The sequence below is a fragment of the Pseudomonas putida group bacterium ESBL64 genome (genome assembly GCF_045277175.1).
GTDB lineage: Bacteria > Pseudomonadota > Gammaproteobacteria > Pseudomonadales > Pseudomonadaceae > Aquipseudomonas > Aquipseudomonas alloputida.
This window is the reverse complement of sequence record NZ_CP145799.1, coordinates 1,545,667-1,562,606: the sequence shown is the minus strand read 5'-3', so window position 1 is coordinate 1,562,606 and position 16,940 is coordinate 1,545,667. Positions and strand designations below refer to the sequence as shown.

Annotated in this window: 18 protein-coding genes; 12 read left to right on the top strand and 6 right to left on the bottom strand. The window is 63.3% G+C overall.

The features are described from left to right. Positions 1-212: 212 nt before the first annotated feature. Entirely contained in the window at positions 213-1,415 is a 1,203-nt protein-coding gene (locus tag V6093_RS07045) for an NAD(P)/FAD-dependent oxidoreductase (RefSeq protein ID WP_265977729.1), read from the bottom strand. A gap of 193 nt (positions 1,416-1,608) precedes the next feature. Here V6093_RS07045 and V6093_RS07040 point away from each other — a divergent pair, with 193 nt between their 5' ends. Continuing rightward, positions 1,609-2,148, top strand: a complete 540-nt coding sequence (locus V6093_RS07040) for an Rrf2 family transcriptional regulator (RefSeq protein WP_011805352.1) — start codon at positions 1,609-1,611, stop codon at positions 2,146-2,148. A gap of 46 nt (positions 2,149-2,194) precedes the next feature. On the opposite strand, the gene V6093_RS07035 is transcribed toward V6093_RS07040, so the two are convergent. Next, a complete protein-coding gene (locus tag V6093_RS07035; protein WP_004577487.1) occupies positions 2,195-3,106 on the bottom strand; it encodes an AraC family transcriptional regulator in 912 nt (303 codons plus the stop codon). A gap of 102 nt (positions 3,107-3,208) precedes the next feature. Here V6093_RS07035 and V6093_RS07030 point away from each other — a divergent pair, with 102 nt between their 5' ends. From V6093_RS07030 to V6093_RS07010, 5 genes are all read left to right on the top strand, one after another. Further along, positions 3,209-3,769: a carboxymuconolactone decarboxylase family protein gene (locus tag V6093_RS07030; RefSeq protein ID WP_003256052.1), complete on the top strand. Its 561-nt coding sequence runs from the start codon at positions 3,209-3,211 to the stop codon at positions 3,767-3,769. Between the two features lie 99 nt (positions 3,770-3,868). Continuing rightward, positions 3,869-4,933 carry an acyl-CoA dehydrogenase family protein gene (locus V6093_RS07025; RefSeq protein WP_012052013.1) on the top strand — a complete coding sequence of 355 codons (1,065 nt, stop codon included), beginning with the start codon at positions 3,869-3,871 and terminating at the stop codon, positions 4,931-4,933. Next, entirely contained in the window at positions 4,930-5,751 is an 822-nt protein-coding gene (locus V6093_RS07020; protein WP_014590651.1) for an ABC transporter ATP-binding protein, read from the top strand. Before V6093_RS07025 ends, V6093_RS07020 begins: the two co-directional genes overlap by 4 nt. Continuing rightward, a complete protein-coding gene (locus V6093_RS07015) occupies positions 5,738-6,943 on the top strand; it encodes an ABC transporter substrate-binding protein (protein WP_047603031.1) in 1,206 nt (401 codons plus the stop codon). Before V6093_RS07020 ends, V6093_RS07015 begins: the two co-directional genes overlap by 14 nt. Then, positions 6,943-7,698 carry an ABC transporter permease gene (locus V6093_RS07010; RefSeq protein WP_003256045.1) on the top strand — a complete coding sequence of 252 codons (756 nt, stop codon included), beginning with the start codon at positions 6,943-6,945 and terminating at the stop codon, positions 7,696-7,698. The genes V6093_RS07015 and V6093_RS07010 overlap by 1 nt, the downstream gene beginning before the upstream one ends. 111 nt (positions 7,699-7,809) lie before the next feature. Here V6093_RS07010 and V6093_RS07005 read toward each other — a convergent pair whose 3' ends face one another. Both V6093_RS07005 and argC read right to left on the bottom strand, forming a co-directional pair. Continuing rightward, positions 7,810-8,496, bottom strand: a complete 687-nt coding sequence (locus tag V6093_RS07005; RefSeq protein ID WP_014860042.1) for a GNAT family N-acetyltransferase — start codon at positions 8,494-8,496, stop codon at positions 7,810-7,812. Between the two features lie 75 nt (positions 8,497-8,571). Continuing rightward, positions 8,572-9,513, bottom strand: coding sequence for an N-acetyl-gamma-glutamyl-phosphate reductase (gene argC, locus V6093_RS07000; RefSeq protein ID WP_144000199.1), 942 nt, complete (start codon positions 9,511-9,513; stop codon positions 8,572-8,574). A 156-nt stretch (positions 9,514-9,669) separates the two neighbouring features. On the opposite strand from argC, the gene V6093_RS06995 reads away from it, so the two are divergent. After that, the gene (locus V6093_RS06995; RefSeq protein ID WP_004577483.1) at positions 9,670-10,548 is read left to right on the top strand and encodes a LysR family transcriptional regulator; all 879 of its coding nucleotides are present in this window, start codon (positions 9,670-9,672) and stop codon (positions 10,546-10,548) included. A gap of 66 nt (positions 10,549-10,614) precedes the next feature. On the opposite strand, the gene V6093_RS06990 is transcribed toward V6093_RS06995, so the two are convergent. Then, the gene (locus V6093_RS06990; RefSeq protein ID WP_010954473.1) at positions 10,615-11,265 is read right to left on the bottom strand and encodes a TIGR04211 family SH3 domain-containing protein; all 651 of its coding nucleotides are present in this window, start codon (positions 11,263-11,265) and stop codon (positions 10,615-10,617) included. 271 nt (positions 11,266-11,536) lie between these two features. Here V6093_RS06990 and V6093_RS06985 point away from each other — a divergent pair, with 271 nt between their 5' ends. Together V6093_RS06985 and V6093_RS06980 are read left to right on the top strand one after the other, a co-directional pair. Then, entirely contained in the window at positions 11,537-12,880 is a 1,344-nt protein-coding gene (locus tag V6093_RS06985; protein WP_265977717.1) for an OprD family porin, read from the top strand. A gap of 185 nt (positions 12,881-13,065) precedes the next feature. Then, a complete protein-coding gene (locus tag V6093_RS06980) occupies positions 13,066-13,545 on the top strand; it encodes a VOC family protein (protein WP_003256035.1) in 480 nt (159 codons plus the stop codon). An 80-nt stretch (positions 13,546-13,625) separates the two neighbouring features. Here V6093_RS06980 and V6093_RS06975 read toward each other — a convergent pair whose 3' ends face one another. Then, positions 13,626-15,371: a BCCT family transporter gene (locus V6093_RS06975; RefSeq protein WP_003256034.1), complete on the bottom strand. Its 1,746-nt coding sequence runs from the start codon at positions 15,369-15,371 to the stop codon at positions 13,626-13,628. Positions 15,372-15,686: 315 nt separating this feature from the next. On the opposite strand from V6093_RS06975, the gene V6093_RS06970 reads away from it, so the two are divergent. Genes V6093_RS06970 through V6093_RS06960 form a run of 3 tightly spaced genes read left to right on the top strand, consistent with a single transcriptional unit; the run spans position 15,687 to position 16,904 of the window. After that, positions 15,687-16,004: a hypothetical protein gene (locus V6093_RS06970; RefSeq protein ID WP_003256033.1), complete on the top strand. Its 318-nt coding sequence runs from the start codon at positions 15,687-15,689 to the stop codon at positions 16,002-16,004. Between the two features lie 8 nt (positions 16,005-16,012). Beyond that, positions 16,013-16,213: a DUF1289 domain-containing protein gene (locus tag V6093_RS06965; RefSeq protein ID WP_003256032.1), complete on the top strand. Its 201-nt coding sequence runs from the start codon at positions 16,013-16,015 to the stop codon at positions 16,211-16,213. A gap of 49 nt (positions 16,214-16,262) precedes the next feature. Next, a complete protein-coding gene (locus V6093_RS06960; RefSeq protein ID WP_003256031.1) occupies positions 16,263-16,904 on the top strand; it encodes a LysE family translocator in 642 nt (213 codons plus the stop codon). Positions 16,905-16,940 lie beyond the last annotated feature (36 nt).

Below are 16,940 nucleotides of genomic sequence, written 5' to 3'. Positions count from 1 at the left end.
GGCGTGCAGGCCTCAGGAGCTTGGGTGGATGGCCGGGTCACCGGTATGGCGCCAGGCTCTTGATGCGCTGCGGAGTTGTTTGTGTGTCTCACCCTCGTGACTTTTTTGATTTCAATGATGCCATATGGCCATCATTATTGAACAGCCATTCAATGTAACGGCCAAAACTGACAAAACCGCCAATTGTTGACGGTTTTGTCAGAAAAATGCCGTTAAACGATGGCGATCATTGGGTCCGCCGCAGCCAGCGCTAAGGCGCGGTCAGCCGCTGGCGGGTAAATCCATACCGAGTTGATCTGGCGCTTGAGGGCCTTGCCTTCCTGGCCGTGCAGCTTCAGTTCGCGCTCCCAGCCTTCGCTGAAAGCGGCGCCCCAGTCTCCCAGGTCCAGGCAGGTGACGTATTTGGGCTGGCGATACAGCACCGGCTGCAGGCCGAGCAGGTCGGCGGCGGCGTTGTTGCCGGCGTGGCGGCCCATGGGGATGGCGTGCTGGCACGTCATCAGGGCATGGTTGCCCAGGTCATCCACCGCAGCCCAGGCGGTGTCGCCGGTGGCGTAAACGTGCTCCTGGCCCAGCACTTTCAAATGGCCATCCACTTTCAGCCGGCCGAAGGTATCGCGCTCGCCGGCAACGTGCGCCGTCAACGGGCTGGCCTTGACGCCAACGGTCCAGATTACCGTGTTGCTGGCGATGTGCTCGCCGTTGTCCAGGGTGACTCCCGCAGCATCGACAGCCACCACGGAAGCGCCGGCCAGCCATTCGACTCCGGCCTGTTCACACGCGGCAACAATCGACGGTGTGATCCCTTCACCCAATGCCGCCCCCACTTGCGCACCACGGTCGACCACCACTACCCGCAATGCCGCGTCGGCCCCGAGGATCGAGCGCAGGCGAGTAGGCATTTCGGTTGCGGTCTCGATGCCGGTGAAGCCGCCGCCGCACACCACCACGGTATTGCGAGTTGGCGAAGCGGGCAGGGCGGCCAGATCGACCAGATGCTGCTCCAGGCGCATGGCCGATTCCATCTGGTCGACATCGAACGCATGCTCCGCCAGGCCTGATACTGCCGGGCGGGCAACCTGGCTGCCTGCGGCCAGGATCAGGCGGTCGTAGGCGATGCGCTGTGGCTGGCCGTGGGTGTCGGTATAGCTGACGCTGCGACCTTCGGTGTCGATGCTGTCGGCGTTGCCCGGGAAGAAGTGAATGCCCACGGCCTCGAACAGTTCACCCAGAGGCGCCTTCATGCCATGCACGTCGGCCTCGTAAAAGCGCGGACGAATGCGCAGTTCCGGCTGTGGCGCCAGCACGCTGATGCTGAGATCGGCACGTTGCGCCTGGTCGAGTAGGCGGGCAGCGCTCAGGGCGCTCCAGACACCGGCAAAGCCGGCACCGATGATCAGGATGTTGGATTTCATGAAGGTGCTCCGCAAGGTTCGAAGAGGGCATCGGGGGCCAGCTGTATGGCCTTCGAGTAACTACGACTATATCGGTCGTAGTTGCCTTCGGCAAGGGCTTTTCCCTTTGCGGTGGAGCTACCTTTTGACACCTTGTTTTGTCAGTGCCGGGGCATCGGCGTAACATGTACGACAAAGTCGGTCGGAGATTTGAATGTCGCTTTACAGTGCTGGCGTGGAATACGGTATCCATTGCCTGTTGTTTTTAGTCGACGAGCGCGGTGAAACTCGTGATTCCAGCGTGCGCGACCTGGCCGAGTTGCAAGGCGTGCCGCAGGAATACCTGGCCAAGGTCTTCACCAAGCTGGCCCGTGCCGGGCTGGTGGCGGCCACCGAAGGCGTGCGCGGCGGCTTCCGCCTGGCGCGGCCGGCGGCGCAGATCAGCGTGCTGGATATCGTCCATGCCATTGATGGACCAAAGAAGATCTTCGATTGCCGCGAGGTGCGCGAGCGTTGCACCTTGTTCGACGGCTCGCCGCCGCGTTGGGCGACCGAGGGTACCTGTGCGATCCACGCAGTGATGCTGGGGGCGCAGAAGCGCATGGAAGAGTCATTGGCACAGCAGACTGTGCTGGACCTGGCCATGCGCTTCGGGCGCAAGGCCCCGGCTGAATTTGGCCAGCAGGTCGATGCCTGGATGGGTGAGCGGCGGGAGGCCAAGGGGGCTGGGGATATTCCGGTAGACCAGGTGTGAAGGGCTTGCCCGAACCGGCCTTTGCGCGAGTAGGGAAGTACGCCGATCAGCGCCCTTCGTGTTGGCGCCGATAGGCCCCAGGCTGCACCCCCATGGCCTTGGCAAACGCCCGGGTAAACGCCGCCACCGACTGATACCCCACCTGCGCACCCACTTGCTCCACGGTATTACCCGCCCGCAGCAACTGGCTGGCATGGCGCATGCGCAGTGCCAGCAGCACCTGCCCTGGCGATTGCCCCGCCAGTTCGTTGAAGCGCTTGAAAAACGCAGACCGCGATAAGCCGGTGCAGGCGGCCATGCTCTCCAGCGTCCAGGCTTGCCCCGGTTGTTCGATCAACTGCTCCAGCAGCCCGGTAAACGCTGGCTGGCGAGCGAGGGCGACAAGCCCGCCCAGTGACTGCCCGGCAATGACCTGCTGGCGCAGCACGTACAGGAACAACAGGTGCGTCAGGCGCTCCAGCAACGCCTGCGACGGGCCGGCGGCCCGCCGGCATTCTTCCAGAATGAGCTCGAACAGCGCCCGCGCCGCACTGCCGGCGGGGTCTTCGGCGCGCAGCAGGATCCAGTCGGCCAGGCCTTCGACAATCAGTGAAGACAGGCCGGACTGGAAATGGAAGAAGCCGCAAACCAGCCCGACGCCGTCGCTGGCTTCGCTATCCAGCGACTGCATGGCCTGGCGCGGTTGGGCACAGGCGTCGACCGGGTCCTGATCGCTGGACAAGCGATAGGCAAGGTCGCGCAACAGGAATACGGCATCTCCCTTCTCCAGGCGCACCGGTTGCGGCTGGCCGTCAATGTGCAGCCAGCAATGCCCTTGCACCACCAGGTGAAAGCTGGCGCGGCCCATGCCCTGGGTGCTGGCATGCCAGCCACCGCAATAGCGCCCGACATGAAACAGGCTGGCATCGAGCTCCAGGCCCTCTAATAACCAATCGACAAGGTGGCTGGACGAAATCATCTAATACAAAGACTCAGGAACAAGGAAAGGCGACTGATGAATATGGAGGGTAGTTCTTATAACCAACAGACTGTAGTGACACTCATCAAAGGAGATCACTGCATGTCCTCGCGCATTACTTTACACACGCTGCAGAGCGCCCCGGAAGCGGCACGGCCGTTTCTTGAGAATGCCCAGAAGAATTCCGGCTTCATCCCCAACCTGCTCGGCGTGCTGGCCAACGCCCCGGCGGCGCTTGAAACCTACGTGACCGTTTCGGCACTCAATGGCAAGTCTGAGCTTGGCCTGGCCGAGCGTGAAGTGGTGCAACTGATCGCGGCCACCCAGCATGGCTGCGACTTTTGCGTGGCCGGCCATACCGCCGTCGCGCTGAACAAGGCCAAGCTGCCGCAGGAGGTGGTCGATGCTCTGCGTGCCCGTGGCGAACTCCCCAACGCCCGCTACGAAACCCTGGCCGCCTTTGCCCGCGAAGTGATCGCCACCCGTGGCAATGTCAGCGAAGCCACCTACCAGGCCTTCCGTGAGGCCGGCTTCAGTGAAGGCAACGCCTTGGAGGTGATTCTGGGCGTAAGTCTCGCAACCCTGTGCAACTTTGCTAATGTTTTCGCCCAGACGCCACTCAACGAAGAGCTTGGCAAATACCGCTGGCAGCCTTCTGCGTAGCCCACCTGTGATAATGGCCCTTACCAGGCCGTTGTAGGAGCGGCCTTGTGCCGCGAACGGGCCGCAGAGCGGCCCCGGCGTTATCAAAGGAGCAAGACCATGCAAGATTGTGCATTTCGACACTGGCTGGATGCCAATGCCGAGGCCATCGACCGGGGCCTGTGCGAACCGCAGCAGGTGCTGGCGCAGATCGCAGAATCGCAGCTGTTGCGCACAGGGGTCGACCCAGCGCTGGGCGGTACGGGCGGGCAGGTGACCGATGCGGTCGAGGCCATCGCCGCCATTGCCAGCCGCTCATTGGCTGCGGCTTTCGTCTGCTGGGGCCAGCGTGCCTTCATCGAATACCTGCTGCACAGCCCCAACCAGCCCCTGCGTGAGCGCCTGCTGCCGCGCCTGTTGACCGGTGAATTGGCCGGTGCCACCGGGCTGTCCAACGCCATGAAGTTCCTGTCCGGTATCGAAGCGCTGCAGGTGCGTGGCCGCCCGGCAGCCGATGGCTGGCACCTGGAAGGGCGACTGCATTGGGTGACCAACTTGCGTAAAAGCGGCTTCGTGGTGGCGGCGGCCATCGAGGATGAAGCCGGCGGCGCGCCGTTTGTGCTGGCCATTCCTTCCGACGCTCAAGGCCTGGAGCGTTCTGATGATCTACAACTGATGGGCCTGCAGTCGAGCAACACGGCAGCACTGGCTTTTCACCAGGTATCGCTGGCACGCGACTGGCTGCTGCATGAAAATGCACGCGAATTCCTGCCACGGGTACGCCCGGCATTCCTGGCGCTGCAATGTGGCATGGCCATCGGCCTGGCGCGACGGGCGCTGGAAGAGGTTCACGCGCACCTGCATGGCCGAGCGTCGTTCCTCGACGAAGCCCGTCAGGTGCTTAGCGAACGCCTGGAAAACACCGTCAGCGAACTCAAGCAGGGCTTGCTCGACGGTCGCTTCCAGCAGCAGCCGGCGGCCTTGTTCAAGCTGCGCATCATCCTGGCTGAAAGTGCTGCCGACGCAGTACAACTGGAATTGCAGGCCAGTGGCGGCAAGGCTTACCTCAGCGAATACGGCGAAGGGTTTGCCCGCCGCTGGCGGGAGTCGGCCTTCGTGCCGATCGTCACGCCCAGCCTGGTGCAATTGCGCGCCGAACTGCAGCGCCAGGCGGGCGTTGCATGAGCGCAGTGTTGCTGGAGGCCCGTGACATCCGCCTGGGCTACCCGCGTGAGGGGGGGTGGCAACAAGTGCTGGCGCAGTTCGACCTGCAGCTGGCGCCAGGTGAAGTCGTGAGCATCCTTGGCCCCAGTGGTGTGGGCAAGTCAAGCCTGCTGCGGGTGCTGGCAGGCCTGCAGCAGCCTGGCGGCGGTAGCGTGAGCTTGCACGGCCAGCCACTGCAGGGGCCGCACCCGCGTCTGGCGGTGGCCTTTCAGGACCCCAGCCTGCTGCCATGGCTGAGCCTGGAGAAAAACGTCGCCTTCGGCCTGGACTTCGCCCGTCAGCCCAAGCTGGCAGATGCCGAACGCCGTGCACGCATCGACCATGCGATTGCGGCGGTGGGCCTGGCCCACGCGCGTGGCCAGTACCCGGCGCAGTTGTCTGGCGGCATGGCCCAGCGCACCGCGCTGGCCCGCTGCCTGGCACGCCAGCCCGAAGTCTTGCTGCTGGATGAACCCTTCGGTGCGTTGGATGAGGTGACCCGCGCCGACATGCAGCAGCTGCTGCTGCAACTGATCGCCACGCACAAGACCGCGGCCGTGCTGATTACTCACGATATCGACGAAGCCCTGCTGCTGTCAGACCGGGTTCTGCTACTGGGCAACCACCCAGCGCACATCCTCGGCCAGTGGCACATTGACCTGCCGCAACCACGGACGCAGCGGGTCGAAGAACTTGGCGCCTTGCGTATCGAAATCCTCAAAACCCTTCGGCGGGCAAGCCGCACAGTCGAACCTACCCCAACCTCGTTGCCCTCGGAGGCTGTCCATGTGCATGGATGACTGCTGTTCCTCTTCTTCGCGTCGTGACTTTCTCAAGCTCGGCGCCATGCTCACTGCTGCCGGTGCATTGCCGTTGCTGTCGAGCTTGCAGGCGCGTGCCGCTGCCGAGCCGGACGCGCCGGTGCGCATCGGCTACCTGCCGATCACCGATGCCACGCCGCTGCTGGTGGCACATAACAACGGCCTGTTCGAGGCCGAAGGCATCAAGGCCGAGCGCCCGGTGCTGCTGCGCAGCTGGGCGCAGGTGATCGAGGCATTCATTTCCGGCCAGGTCAATGTCATCCACCTGCTTTCGCCGATGACAGTATGGGCGCGCTATGGCAGCAAGGTGCCAGCCAAGGTGGTGGCCTGGAACCACGTGGGCGGTTCGGGCCTGACTGTAGCGCCGGATATATCCGACGTGAAACAGCTTGGTGGCAAGACAGTGGCCATTCCGTTCTGGTACTCGATCCACAATGTGGTACTGCAACAGTTGCTCAACGACAACGGCCTGACGCCCGTGTCGAAGCCCGCCAATGCGCAACTGGCCGCCAACGAAGTCAACCTGCTGGTGCTGCCACCGTCCGACATGCCACCCGCTCTGGCCAGCAAGCGTATTGCCGGCTACATCGTTGCCGAGCCGTTCAACGCGCTGGCCGAGAACCTCAAGGTAGGCCGCGTGCAGCGCTTTACCGGCGATGTATGGCGCAACCATGCGTGCTGCGTGGTGTTCATGCACGAGCATGACCTGAATAACCGCCCGGCGTGGTCGCAGAAAGTGGTCAACGCCATCGTCAAGGCCCAGCAATGGACCCGTGACCATCGCACCGAAGCCGCCGCACTGCTGTCCCGGGCGGGCCCCAACAAGTACACCCCGCACGAGCCTGCGGTGCTGACCAAGGTCCTGGCGCCCGCCGCCGAAGACCGTGCTGGCTACATTGCCAGTGGTGCCATTCGCCATCAGCAGTGGGACGAAAAGCGCATCGACTTCCAGCCATACCCGTTCCCGAGTTACACCGAAGAGCTGGTCAAGCGCCTGAAAACCACCCTGATCGAAGGCGACAATGCGTTCCTTGCCGGGCTGGATCCGGCGTATGCCGCCCGCGACCTGGTCGACGATCGCTTCGTGCGTAATGCCATCGCGACAGTGGGTGGCCCGTCGGTGTTCGGCATTGCCGACAACTTCGAGCGTAGCGAGGAGTTTGCGGTCTGATGCGCACCCATGTCGTACATGCCGGCCTTGGGCTGGTCGGGTTGCTGGCCTTGTTGCTGTTATGGTGGGCCGGTGTAGCACTGTTCGGCCAGGCCGACGGCCTGTCGGCGCGCTTTTCGCCGGCGGCAACCCTGGCCAGCCTGGTCGAGCTGCTGGGGCAGGGCGAGGTCTATGGGCATATCTGGGTCAGCCTCAAGCGCATCCTGATTGGGCTGCTGCTGGCGCTGCTGATGGGTGTGCCGCTGGGCTTGCTGGTAGGCAGCTACCGGCACCTGGAGGCGGCGACCACGCCAGCATTCCAGTTTCTGCGCATGATATCGCCATTGTCGTGGATGCCTGTGGTGGTGATGCTGATGGGCGTGGGTGACCAGCCGATCTACTTCCTGCTGGCGTTTGCCGCGTTGTGGCCGATCTTGCTGAATACGGCGGCAGGGGTGCGTCAACTGGACCCGCGCTGGCTGCAACTTAGCCGCAGCTTGAGTGCAACGCGCTGGGAAACCTTGTGCAAGGTGATTGTGCCGGGGGTGATCGGTCACGTGCTGACGGGCGTGCGCCTGGCCATCGGTATTCTGTGGATTGTGCTGGTGCCGTGCGAAATGCTTGGGGTGAGTGCGGGGCTTGGGTATTTCATTCTTGATACCCGCGACCGGCTGGCTTATTCCGAACTGATGGCGATGGTGCTGCTGATTGGCGTGCTGGGGTTTGTGCTGGATGCCCTGGCGCGTGGGCTGCATCGGCGCTGGGTGCATGGCTGAAAGGCCAATGGGGCTTCTTCGCGGGCTCGCCCGCTCCCACAGGTACATCACCGGCCTTGGGCCTTACGGTATTCCTGTGGGCGCGGGCAAGCCCGCGAACAGGCCATCGGATCAATGCACGGTCTTGCGCTGGCGCACACATTCCTGGGCCTGAGCGGTCAGCTCATCCAGCCGCTCATCGCGCATCTGCTCCGCTTCGATCATTGCATCCTCACCCTGCTGGTTAAGCAGATAGGTGTGAATCTGCAGCACTTCAGCCGTCTGATAAATCGGCGCAATGTCCAGGCGCCCGATCAGCGCACCACTGGGCTGGCCGGTACTGCTCATCAGCACCTGCGGTCCATTGGCGGCCACCACTTGCATGCCCATCGCCTCGAACCACGGCACCTGGTTGGCAAAGGCGTTCAGCTCCACGCAGGCATGGCGCGACCGCAGGTCGCCCAGCAGAGCACGGGCGATGCCCTGGCGGCGATGGCTGGCGCACACGGCCAGAAAGGCCAATGAACAGGCCCGCCCATCGTCCTGGGCTGGCAGCGACAGCGCAAAGCCCAGCAACTGGTCCGGTGCTTCGGCATCCAGCGCCAAGGTAAGTGCCACCGCCAGACCGCGGGCGCCGTCCAGCGCTTGCAGGTACTGGTGGACTTCCATGCCGACGCCGTACTGGTACAGCGGGTACAGCGGGTTGTCGACAGCGATGGCGACACTGCTCAATTCGCCGACATTGTGAATGACCAGCTCGCGGATCTGGTTCTGGAAAGATTCGGGTGGCACGCTGTCGAGGCGGCTCAGGATGAACATCTGGGGGCTCCGGCGGATGAGAATACGACCCGCGCTGTGTTGGCGCGGGTGTACAGTCTAACCGGTTTTGCCGCATCAGCCGTGTGCCTGTAAGGCACCGAGCATCAGGTCGAGGTTTTGCACGGCAGCACCAGAGGCACCTTTGCCCAGGTTGTCGAACACTGCGGTGAGCAGTACCTGGCCATGCTCGGGGTTGGCGTACAGCGCCAGGCGCAGGTCATTGCTGCCGTTCAATGCCTCGGGGTCGAGGTTTGCCGCAGCGCCGCCCTGATGCAGAGGCATCACCTGAACATGGCGGGCACCCTGGTAATGCCGTTCCAGGCAGCCTTGCAGCTGCGCGGCGCTGACCTGTCCAGGCAGCAGGCGAAGCTGCAGCGGAATGCTCAGCACGATGCCTTGGCGGTAGGCGCCATAGCCGGGCATGAACATCGGCCGCGCCGACAACCCCGCGTGCTGCTGGATCTCCGGTACGTGCTTGTGCGCCAGCTCCAGGCCGTACAGCTGTAGCGCCGGCGCTTTGGCGGCGCCGGGCTGTTCGTGCCGCTCGACCGCCGCGCGACCACCGCCGGAGTAGCCAGACACGGCGTGGATGTTCAGGGGGTAGTCCGCAGGCAGCAAGCCAGCCTTGACCAGTGGGTGCAGCAGCGCGATGGCGCCGGTGGGATAGCAGCCGGGATTGCTGACGCGCGTGCTTTGCGCGATGCGCTCGGCTTGCTGTTCGTCAAGCTCCGGCAGGCCATACACCCAGCCTGGTGCGGTGCGGTGCGCCGAGCTGGCGTCGATCACCCGCACCTGTGGGTTGTGGATTGCGGCCACGGCCTCGCGGGCGGCGTCGTCGGGCAGGCACAGCAGGGCGATGTCGGCGCTGTTGATCGCTTCGCGGCGGCGTTGCGGGTCCTTGCGCTCGGCCTCGGGGAGGGTCAGCAGGCGAAGATCGCTACGGCCCTGCAGGCGGGCATGGATCTGCAGGCCTGTGGTGCCTTGGTCGCCGTCGATGAAAACAACAGGGGTGTGCATGCTCGGGGTCCGGTTGGGGAAAGATAGCCTATGCTCGCCCGTAGCGTTGGTAATGAAAATTTGAATATGATGATCGATACATTCAGGTTTTCTGAATGATTTTTGAAACGCGTGGTGAACCTGTAGGTTTACCCGCAAAAGGGCCGGCTCTGAACAATGCGCGAAATCAGCCTCGACCGCCTCCGCACATTGGTGGTCATCACCGACCTGGGCTCCTTTGCCGAGGCCGCCCGCCAGCTTAACCTGGCGCCGCCCACCATCAGCTTGCACGTGGCCGAGTTGGAGGCGCGTATCGGCGCCCCGTTGCTTACCCGCACCCGCGGCCAGGTGCGGCCTACCGTCATCGGTGAAACACTGCTGGGGCGTGCCCGACGCCTGCTGGCGGACGCTGACTTGGCGCTGGACGAAGTACGCCGGCAGGTCGAAGGGTTGACCGGGCGTGTGCGGCTGGGCGCCTCCACCGGTGCCATCGCCCATTTGCTGCCGCAGGCGCTGGCGCGCCTGCGTGTGGAGCACCCGGGGATCGATGTGCAGGTCCAGGTGCTGACCTCCCAGGCGTCGCTCGCGCGCTTGCGTGAGGGCACACTGGATATCGGCCTTGTGGCCTTGCCGCAGGTGGCCGGCAAAGGGCTGACGGTTACCCCCTGGCGGCGCGACCCGATCCTGGCGTATGTGCCGGCCGACTGGCAGCCACCGGCCAGGATCACCCCGGCCTGGCTGGCGCAACGGGCGTTGATCCTGAACGACAGCACCACCCAGCTGTCGCGGGTTACCGGCGAATGGTTTGCAGCGGCGGGGTTGTACCCCGAACCACGGATCGAGCTGAACTACAACGATGCGATCAAAAGCCTGGTCGGCGCCGGGTATGGAGCGACCTTGTTGCCGCAGGAGGGGGAGGCGACCGAACTGGACCGGCGCATTGCCCGCCGACCGCTGCGGCCGGGGTTGTGGCGGCAGTTGGGTATTGCGTGTCGGGAAGGGCAGGTGGAGCGGGCCACGGGGTATGTGCTGGAGGCGCTGGAACGGTTGCGGTAGGGGTGGTTCCGCTGCTGCAAGACCTGTGGCAGGCCTGCACGTTCCAGCCCCGACGCCTTGCCAAACTCAGAACCAGCGATCGTTCTTCTTGCGCCCACGGGTCAGTGCCGGCAGGATCAGCCCCGCCAGCAAGCCTGCACCGGCAATGCTGCCGCCATACACCATGTAGCGCATCATCACCTGCTTGTTCTCATCCCCCAGGCGGGCCTGGGTATCGCGCAGGTCCGACTGGCTCTGATCGAGCTGCTCGTTCAGTGCCTTGTTGCGTGCCTCCAACTCGTCAATCAGCTGCTTGCGCGAATCAAGCGTTTCCTGCATGCCCTGTACGCGGTTCTTCCAGCTGTCGTCGATGGTCTTCAACTGCCCGGTCAGTTCGGTGACCTGGGCATCGAGCAACGGCAGGCGCTCGTTCTGCCCGGGCACTGCCTGCAGGTCGTTGCTGAGGATCCACACCACATCGCCGTTCTGCCCGCGCACCTGGCTGTAATTGCCCTGGCTGCCGAGCAGGGTCAGCTTCTGCCCGGACTTGAGCGTGCCGACAATGCGGTGCCCGTCGGTCGGGCCGCTGCGCACGTAGGTGCTCAGGCTGTCACTGACCCAGCGTGCGTCGCTGGCAGGCTCTTCGGCGTGCACGGGGGCGGCCAGGCCCACCAGGGCGGCAATCAGGCCGATGCGCAGGGCAGGGAGGGCGGAAGCATTTGGGCGGGAATCGGGCATGTTGGGTCTTCGCTGAAACAGGACAAAAAGTAGGCCCGGTGACTGGGCCGATGAACCGGTCGGTGAGTTGACCGTCAGCGAAAGACCGTTTTTTTGTCAGCAGGTTCACTGCCTAGTGTCGGAAATGTCTGCAGAATGTTGCAGTGCCCGCCCCAGAGCGCTGCGTTGCCGATGACGCAATTGTAATGCGCCGATCACCTTGGCGTTATCTGCCGGCCGTCAATCTTGGCCCGCCGACATAACAACAAATGCGACGTTCAAGGAGCATCGGATGACGTGCAGATCACCCCTGACACTGGCTGCTTGCCTGGCGCTGGCCGGCGTTGGCAGCCAGGTTGTTGCTGCAGAAAAAAGTGCGGACGGCTTCATGGAGGGCAGCACCCTCAGCGTGCTTAACCGCAACTTCTACTTCAACCGCGATAATCGCGATTCTGTGGCCCCCACACACAACCCGAGCAAACAACCTGACAACGGCTACTCCGAGGCCTGGGGGCATGCCGTGATTACCCGATTCGAGTCGGGCTTCACCCAGGGCATCGTAGGTGTTGGCCTGGATGCGTTTGCCATGCTTGGCCTCAAGCTCGACACTGGCGGCGGCCGCAACGGCGGGCGCAGTTCTTTCGACGTATTGCCGGTTGACCGCGACGGCCAGGCACGTGACGAATACACCAAGGTGGGGGGCGCGGCCAAGCTACGACTGTTCGACACGGTACTGAAGGTGGGGGATGTGTTCCCGGCCAACCCGGTGGTGGCGGCTGGCGACTCGCGGCTGCTGCCGGAAAGCTTCCGTGGGGTGACCCTGGAGAACACCAGCATCCAGGACCTTACCCTGCAAGCCGGGCGTCTGCATGCCATGAGCCAGCCGATGTCCAGCGACCTGCGGGAGAACTTCGTGACCTTCTATGGCGGCCCGGTCGATTCGCCCTGGATCGCCTATGGTGGGGGGGATTACAAGCTCAATGAGCATGTCAGCGTCAGCCTGTTCAGTAGCCGGCTCAAGGACGCGTGGAACCAGTACTACGCCGGCACCAGCCTGAGCTGGCCACTGAGCGAGGCGTTGGCGCTGATTGGCGGTTTCAACTATTACAAGGCTGTGGATGAAGGGCAGCAGCGCCTGGGCGCCTTTGACAACGACATCTGGAGCGCCAAGCTGGGTGTGCGCTTTGGTGCTCACACCCTGGCCCTGACGCACCAGCGCAACAACGGCGACGACGACTTCGACTACCTGCGTCAGTCCGACTCGATCTTCCTCGACAACTCCATCCAGTACAGCGACTTCAACGCGCCCAAGGAGCGTTCGTGGATGCTGCGTTATGACCTGAACATGGCTGCCTACGGCGTACCCGGGTTGTCGTTCATGACACGCTACGGCAAGGGTACCGATGCTGACTACTCCAATGCCAACGCCACCTACATGCGCCGTGACGTTGCGGGCAACCCGCTGACCGACCAGAAACGCTGGGAGCGTGACATCGAGGTGAAGTATGTGGTGCAGACGGGCGCGGCCAAGGACCTGTCGTTGCGGGTTCGCCAGGCCACCACCCGGGCCACGGCGTTCGAGTCGGACCTGGACGAAGTGCGGCTGATCGTGGAGTACCCGTTGTCGATTCTGTGATTCCACCTTGGCAACCTTGTTGCTCCTTTGGTTTGGGTGGATTTTCTGGCGCTCCGCTTGGGGCGCTTTTTTTATCGGCTTGATCGCCTATCAAACCTGCATTTGCATCAGGTGGTCAGGTGCTACCGGTACGCCGGGGCTATGGGGCTAGACTCAAGGCTCACCTTCGATCTTGGAGCAAGACCATGACTGCCAAGAACACCGTCTGCCTGTGGTATGACCACGCTGCCGAAGAGGCGGCGAACTTCTATGCCCGAACTTTCCCCGATAGCCGGGTGGTCGCTGTGCACCAGGCACCCGCCGATTACCCTTCAGGCAAGCAGGGCGATGTGATCACCGTGGAATTCACGGTAATGGGTATCCCGTGCGTGGGGCTCAATGGTGGATCGGCCTTCAAGCACTGTGAGGCATTTTCGTTCCAGGTCAGTACCGTGGACCAGGCAGAGACCGACCGCTTGTGGGAGGCCATTGTCGGCAACGACGGCGAGGCCAGTGTTTGCGGCTGGTGCAAGGACAAATGGGGGATTTCGTGGCAGATCACTCCACGCATCCTCATCGAAGCCATCGGCCACCCCGACCGTGCGGCGGCCAAGCGTGCGTTCGAGGCCATGATGCAGATGGGCAAGATCGATGTGGCCAAGATAGCGGCGGCGTTGAAAGGTTGAAGCAGATCCATGTTTCAGCAGGCGCGGTCCCGCATCGCGAACGGGCTGCTTAGCAGCCCGTGGTCTTCTGGTTGACGCCGTCAGTTGCTGGTTACTTCGGCCTCTGCCGCTGTCTTGGCCGATGCCTTCTTCTCCTGCACCACAATGTAGAACTCTTCCCCATGCTTCACCGCCCCATACAGTACGGCCTTCTCGATCAGCTCGTTGCCGCGCAGGTGGCGCAGCATCATCGGGTCCTTGCGCAGGTCGCGGTACAGCGCCAGGCATAGCAGCACCATCACCACCACGAATGGCAAGGCCACGACGATGGTCAGGTTCTGCAGCCCGGTCAGTGCCTCGCCAGGGTTACCTGGGTCGCCGATCGCCAGCATGATGGCCGCCACCGTACCGGTCAGCGTCCCCCAGAAAATCACTGTGCGTCGCGATGGCGCGGTGGTGCCGTGTTCCGACAGCGTGCCCATCACCAGCGAGGCGGCATCGGCACCCGAAACGAAAAAGATGCCCACCAGGATCATCACCAGCACCGAGGTTGCCGACGCCAGCGGGTAGCTGTCCAGCAACTGGTACAGCGCGTGGTTACTGTTGACCGCCCCGTTGGCCAGCTGGAAGGCGCCCTCGCGCACGGCCTCGATGGCGGCGCCACCGAAGATGGTGAACCACACCAGGCTGACCAGGCTTGGCACCAGCAGCACCCCGGTAACGAACTGGCGAATGGTGCGACCGCGGCTGATACGGGCGATGAACATGCCCACGAAAGGCGTCCAGGAGATCCACCAGGCCCAGTAAAACACGGTCCAGCCGGCCAGCCAGCTGTTCATCTGCTCGCCGCCGCTGGCGTTGGTGCGGGCCATCATTTCCGGCAGCATCTTGATGTAGATGCCGAGCGAGGTCGGCAGCAGGTTGAGCATCAGCAGCGTCGGCCCGACCATGAACACGAACACCGCCAGCACCAGTGCCAGCACCATGTTGGTGTTGGACAGCCACTGGATACCCTTGCCGATGCCCGACACCGCCGAGGTTACGAAGGCAATGGTCAGCAGGGTGATGATCGAGATGTAGAACAGTTTACCGGGGCTTTCGATCCAGCCGTTGTATTCCAGGCCGCCGGCAATCTGCAGCGCCCCAAGGCCCAGCGAGGCGGCCGAGCCGAATAGCGTGGCGAAGATTGCCATCATGTCGATCAGGCGGCCGAGAGGGCCGTTTGCGTGCTTGCCGATCAGTGGTCGGAAGGCGGCGGAAATCAGCTGCGAGCGGCCACGGCGGAAGGTGCCGTAGGCGATTACCAGGCCGACGATGGCGTACATGGCCCAAGGGTGCAGGGTCCAGTGGAACAAGGTGGTGGCCATTGCCACCTGCATCGCTTCGCTGGTCTGCCCGCTGGCCGAGCCGGGCGGCGGCGATATGTAGTGCGACAGCGGCTCAGCCACGCCGAAGAACATCAGGCCGATGCCCATGCCGGCGCTGAACATCATTGCTACCCAGGACACCGTGCGAAATTCTGGCTGTTCGCCATCGCGGCCCAGCGGCACTCGCCCGTAACGGCTGGCGGCCAGCCACAGCACGAACACCACGAACAGGGAGGAGGTGAGCACGAAGAACCAGCCGAAATTGAGAATGACCCAGGATTGCGCGCTGGAGGCGCTGCTGGCCAGGCTGACCTGGTTGAGGAAGCCCCAGAGCACGAAGGCGATGGCCAGAAGGCTGGTGAAACCAAAGACAATCCAGTCAAGCTTGCCCTCGAAATGCCGGTCCTGGCGGGCTTCTGCGGTTTTCGAGGGGTCTGTGACGCCAAGATCGAGTGTTTCGGGGATGTGTTCCTTTGCCATGTATGATGAGGCCCCATTGTGTCTGCCTGAGCGCGCAGGCTTGTTGTTGTGTGGGCTGCCGAGCGCGATGACGGCCTCGGCGGGGTGGATTGCTGGCGGGATTATCCTGCGCAGCAAATGGCGGCTCATGTCCCCATAACGTCCTGGGGCGTCCATTACGCGACTTGGCAAATACTTTTAGTTCTGGGGGCAGTGGCCCTTTCTGCCTCGGCTTCTGGTACCCTGATGGGCATAACCCGGGCCCGCACATACGAGCATCGTAGAAGCGCTGCTGCTTGTGGGCCTGGCCGCACCAGGAAACGGAGATTCGTCATAATGGCCACTGACCGTGTGAGCCTGATTCATTTCGATAAATTGAGCATGAGCCCTGCCGCTGCCGATCGGTTCCAGAAAGCCCTCGACGCGCTGGAAGCGCTCAAGCTGCAGGACCGTTACGTGTATCTCATTGCTCCCTATCTGGGTGATATCGCTGACGCCTCCGACGCCGAGCAACTGGCCACAGCCCTCGAGCAGGGCTTGCGCGTAGTCGAAGAGTTGCTGGCAGCCAGGTCGGTAACCAAGGTCAAGGCCGAGGAAGTGCGCCAGGTGTTCCACAGCGCAGGCGAACGTGCGCGTGCAGAGCTGCCTGGCTGAGCAGTTGCATGGCCAAAGACATCGACAACCCCTGCGTCTCGTTATGCCAGCTCAACAGCGAACTGTGCGTGAGCTGCGGCCGTACCCGTGACGAAATCCGCAAGTGGCGGGGCATGAAGCGGCCCGAGAAAATGGCCACTGTGCAGCGGGCGGCGACGCGAATGAAGGCTATCGCCAAGAAGGCGGCCAAGCGGCAGAATGCCAGCTGAACCTGCGTGCAATTCACGCAGCCTTTCCTGATTGTCTGCCGAGCCTGAAATGGATTCTCACTCGCTGTTCGCGTTCACCCTGGTCGCCGCCATCGCGATCGCCAGCCCCGGCCCTGCCACCTTGATGGCTATCAACAACAGCCTTGCCCATGGCCAGCGCAGCGCGATCTGGTCGTCGCTGGGCAATGGCACGGGCCTGTTCTGCTTGTCGGCTGCGGCCATGCTGGGGCTAGGCGCACTGCTGGCCAGTTCTGAAGTACTGTTCAATGCCGTGAAGATCCTGGGGGCGGGCTACCTGTTCTACCTGGGCGTGCGACAACTGCTGAAGAAGAGCCCGATGCTGGAGCAGGGGGCCGCAGAGCGTGCGGCCAAGGTGCGACCCGCGCCGCTGAAACTGTTCAAATCGGCCTTCCTCACTGCAGTCACCAACCCCAAGGCGACCATGTTCTTTACTGCGCTGTTCCCGCAGTTCATCGACCAGGGGGCTGCGTTGTTGCCGCAGTTCCTGACCTTGACCGGGATTTTCGTGGCCTTGTCGCTCACTTCGCTGAGCGCGTATGCCGCCTTGGCTGCGCGGGCCAAAGGGGTGCTGACCCGGCCGTCGCTGTCGCGCTGGGTGAACCGGGTGGTGGGCACCACCTTTATCGGTTTCGGCGCGGCGATCCTGGCGATGCGACGGCAGGGTGCCTGAAAAGCCCACGTTGTCGCCTGCTGTGCAGGCCCTTAC

What these genes read in the sequence shown, in the direction of transcription:
- V6093_RS07045 (WP_265977729.1), bottom strand. Translation starts at nt 1,415, where the DNA reads ATGAAATCCAACATCCTGATCATCGGTGCCGGCTTTGCCGGTGTCTGG.
- V6093_RS07040 (WP_011805352.1), top strand. Translation starts at nt 1,609, where the DNA reads ATGTCGCTTTACAGTGCTGGCGTGGAATACGGTATCCATTGCCTGTTG.
- V6093_RS07035 (WP_004577487.1), bottom strand. Translation starts at nt 3,106, where the DNA reads ATGATTTCGTCCAGCCACCTTGTCGATTGGTTATTAGAGGGCCTGGAG.
- V6093_RS07030 (WP_003256052.1), top strand. Translation starts at nt 3,209, where the DNA reads ATGTCCTCGCGCATTACTTTACACACGCTGCAGAGCGCCCCGGAAGCG.
- V6093_RS07025 (WP_012052013.1), top strand. Translation starts at nt 3,869, where the DNA reads ATGCAAGATTGTGCATTTCGACACTGGCTGGATGCCAATGCCGAGGCC.
- V6093_RS07020 (WP_014590651.1), top strand. Translation starts at nt 4,930, where the DNA reads ATGAGCGCAGTGTTGCTGGAGGCCCGTGACATCCGCCTGGGCTACCCG.
- V6093_RS07015 (WP_047603031.1), top strand. Translation starts at nt 5,738, where the DNA reads ATGTGCATGGATGACTGCTGTTCCTCTTCTTCGCGTCGTGACTTTCTC.
- V6093_RS07010 (WP_003256045.1), top strand. Translation starts at nt 6,943, where the DNA reads ATGCGCACCCATGTCGTACATGCCGGCCTTGGGCTGGTCGGGTTGCTG.
- V6093_RS07005 (WP_014860042.1), bottom strand. Translation starts at nt 8,496, where the DNA reads ATGTTCATCCTGAGCCGCCTCGACAGCGTGCCACCCGAATCTTTCCAG.
- argC (WP_144000199.1), bottom strand. Translation starts at nt 9,513, where the DNA reads ATGCACACCCCTGTTGTTTTCATCGACGGCGACCAAGGCACCACAGGC.
- V6093_RS06995 (WP_004577483.1), top strand. Translation starts at nt 9,670, where the DNA reads ATGCGCGAAATCAGCCTCGACCGCCTCCGCACATTGGTGGTCATCACC.
- V6093_RS06990 (WP_010954473.1), bottom strand. Translation starts at nt 11,265, where the DNA reads ATGCCCGATTCCCGCCCAAATGCTTCCGCCCTCCCTGCCCTGCGCATC.
- V6093_RS06985 (WP_265977717.1), top strand. Translation starts at nt 11,537, where the DNA reads ATGACGTGCAGATCACCCCTGACACTGGCTGCTTGCCTGGCGCTGGCC.
- V6093_RS06980 (WP_003256035.1), top strand. Translation starts at nt 13,066, where the DNA reads ATGACTGCCAAGAACACCGTCTGCCTGTGGTATGACCACGCTGCCGAA.
- V6093_RS06975 (WP_003256034.1), bottom strand. Translation starts at nt 15,371, where the DNA reads ATGGCAAAGGAACACATCCCCGAAACACTCGATCTTGGCGTCACAGAC.
- V6093_RS06970 (WP_003256033.1), top strand. Translation starts at nt 15,687, where the DNA reads ATGGCCACTGACCGTGTGAGCCTGATTCATTTCGATAAATTGAGCATG.
- V6093_RS06965 (WP_003256032.1), top strand. Translation starts at nt 16,013, where the DNA reads ATGGCCAAAGACATCGACAACCCCTGCGTCTCGTTATGCCAGCTCAAC.
- V6093_RS06960 (WP_003256031.1), top strand. Translation starts at nt 16,263, where the DNA reads ATGGATTCTCACTCGCTGTTCGCGTTCACCCTGGTCGCCGCCATCGCG.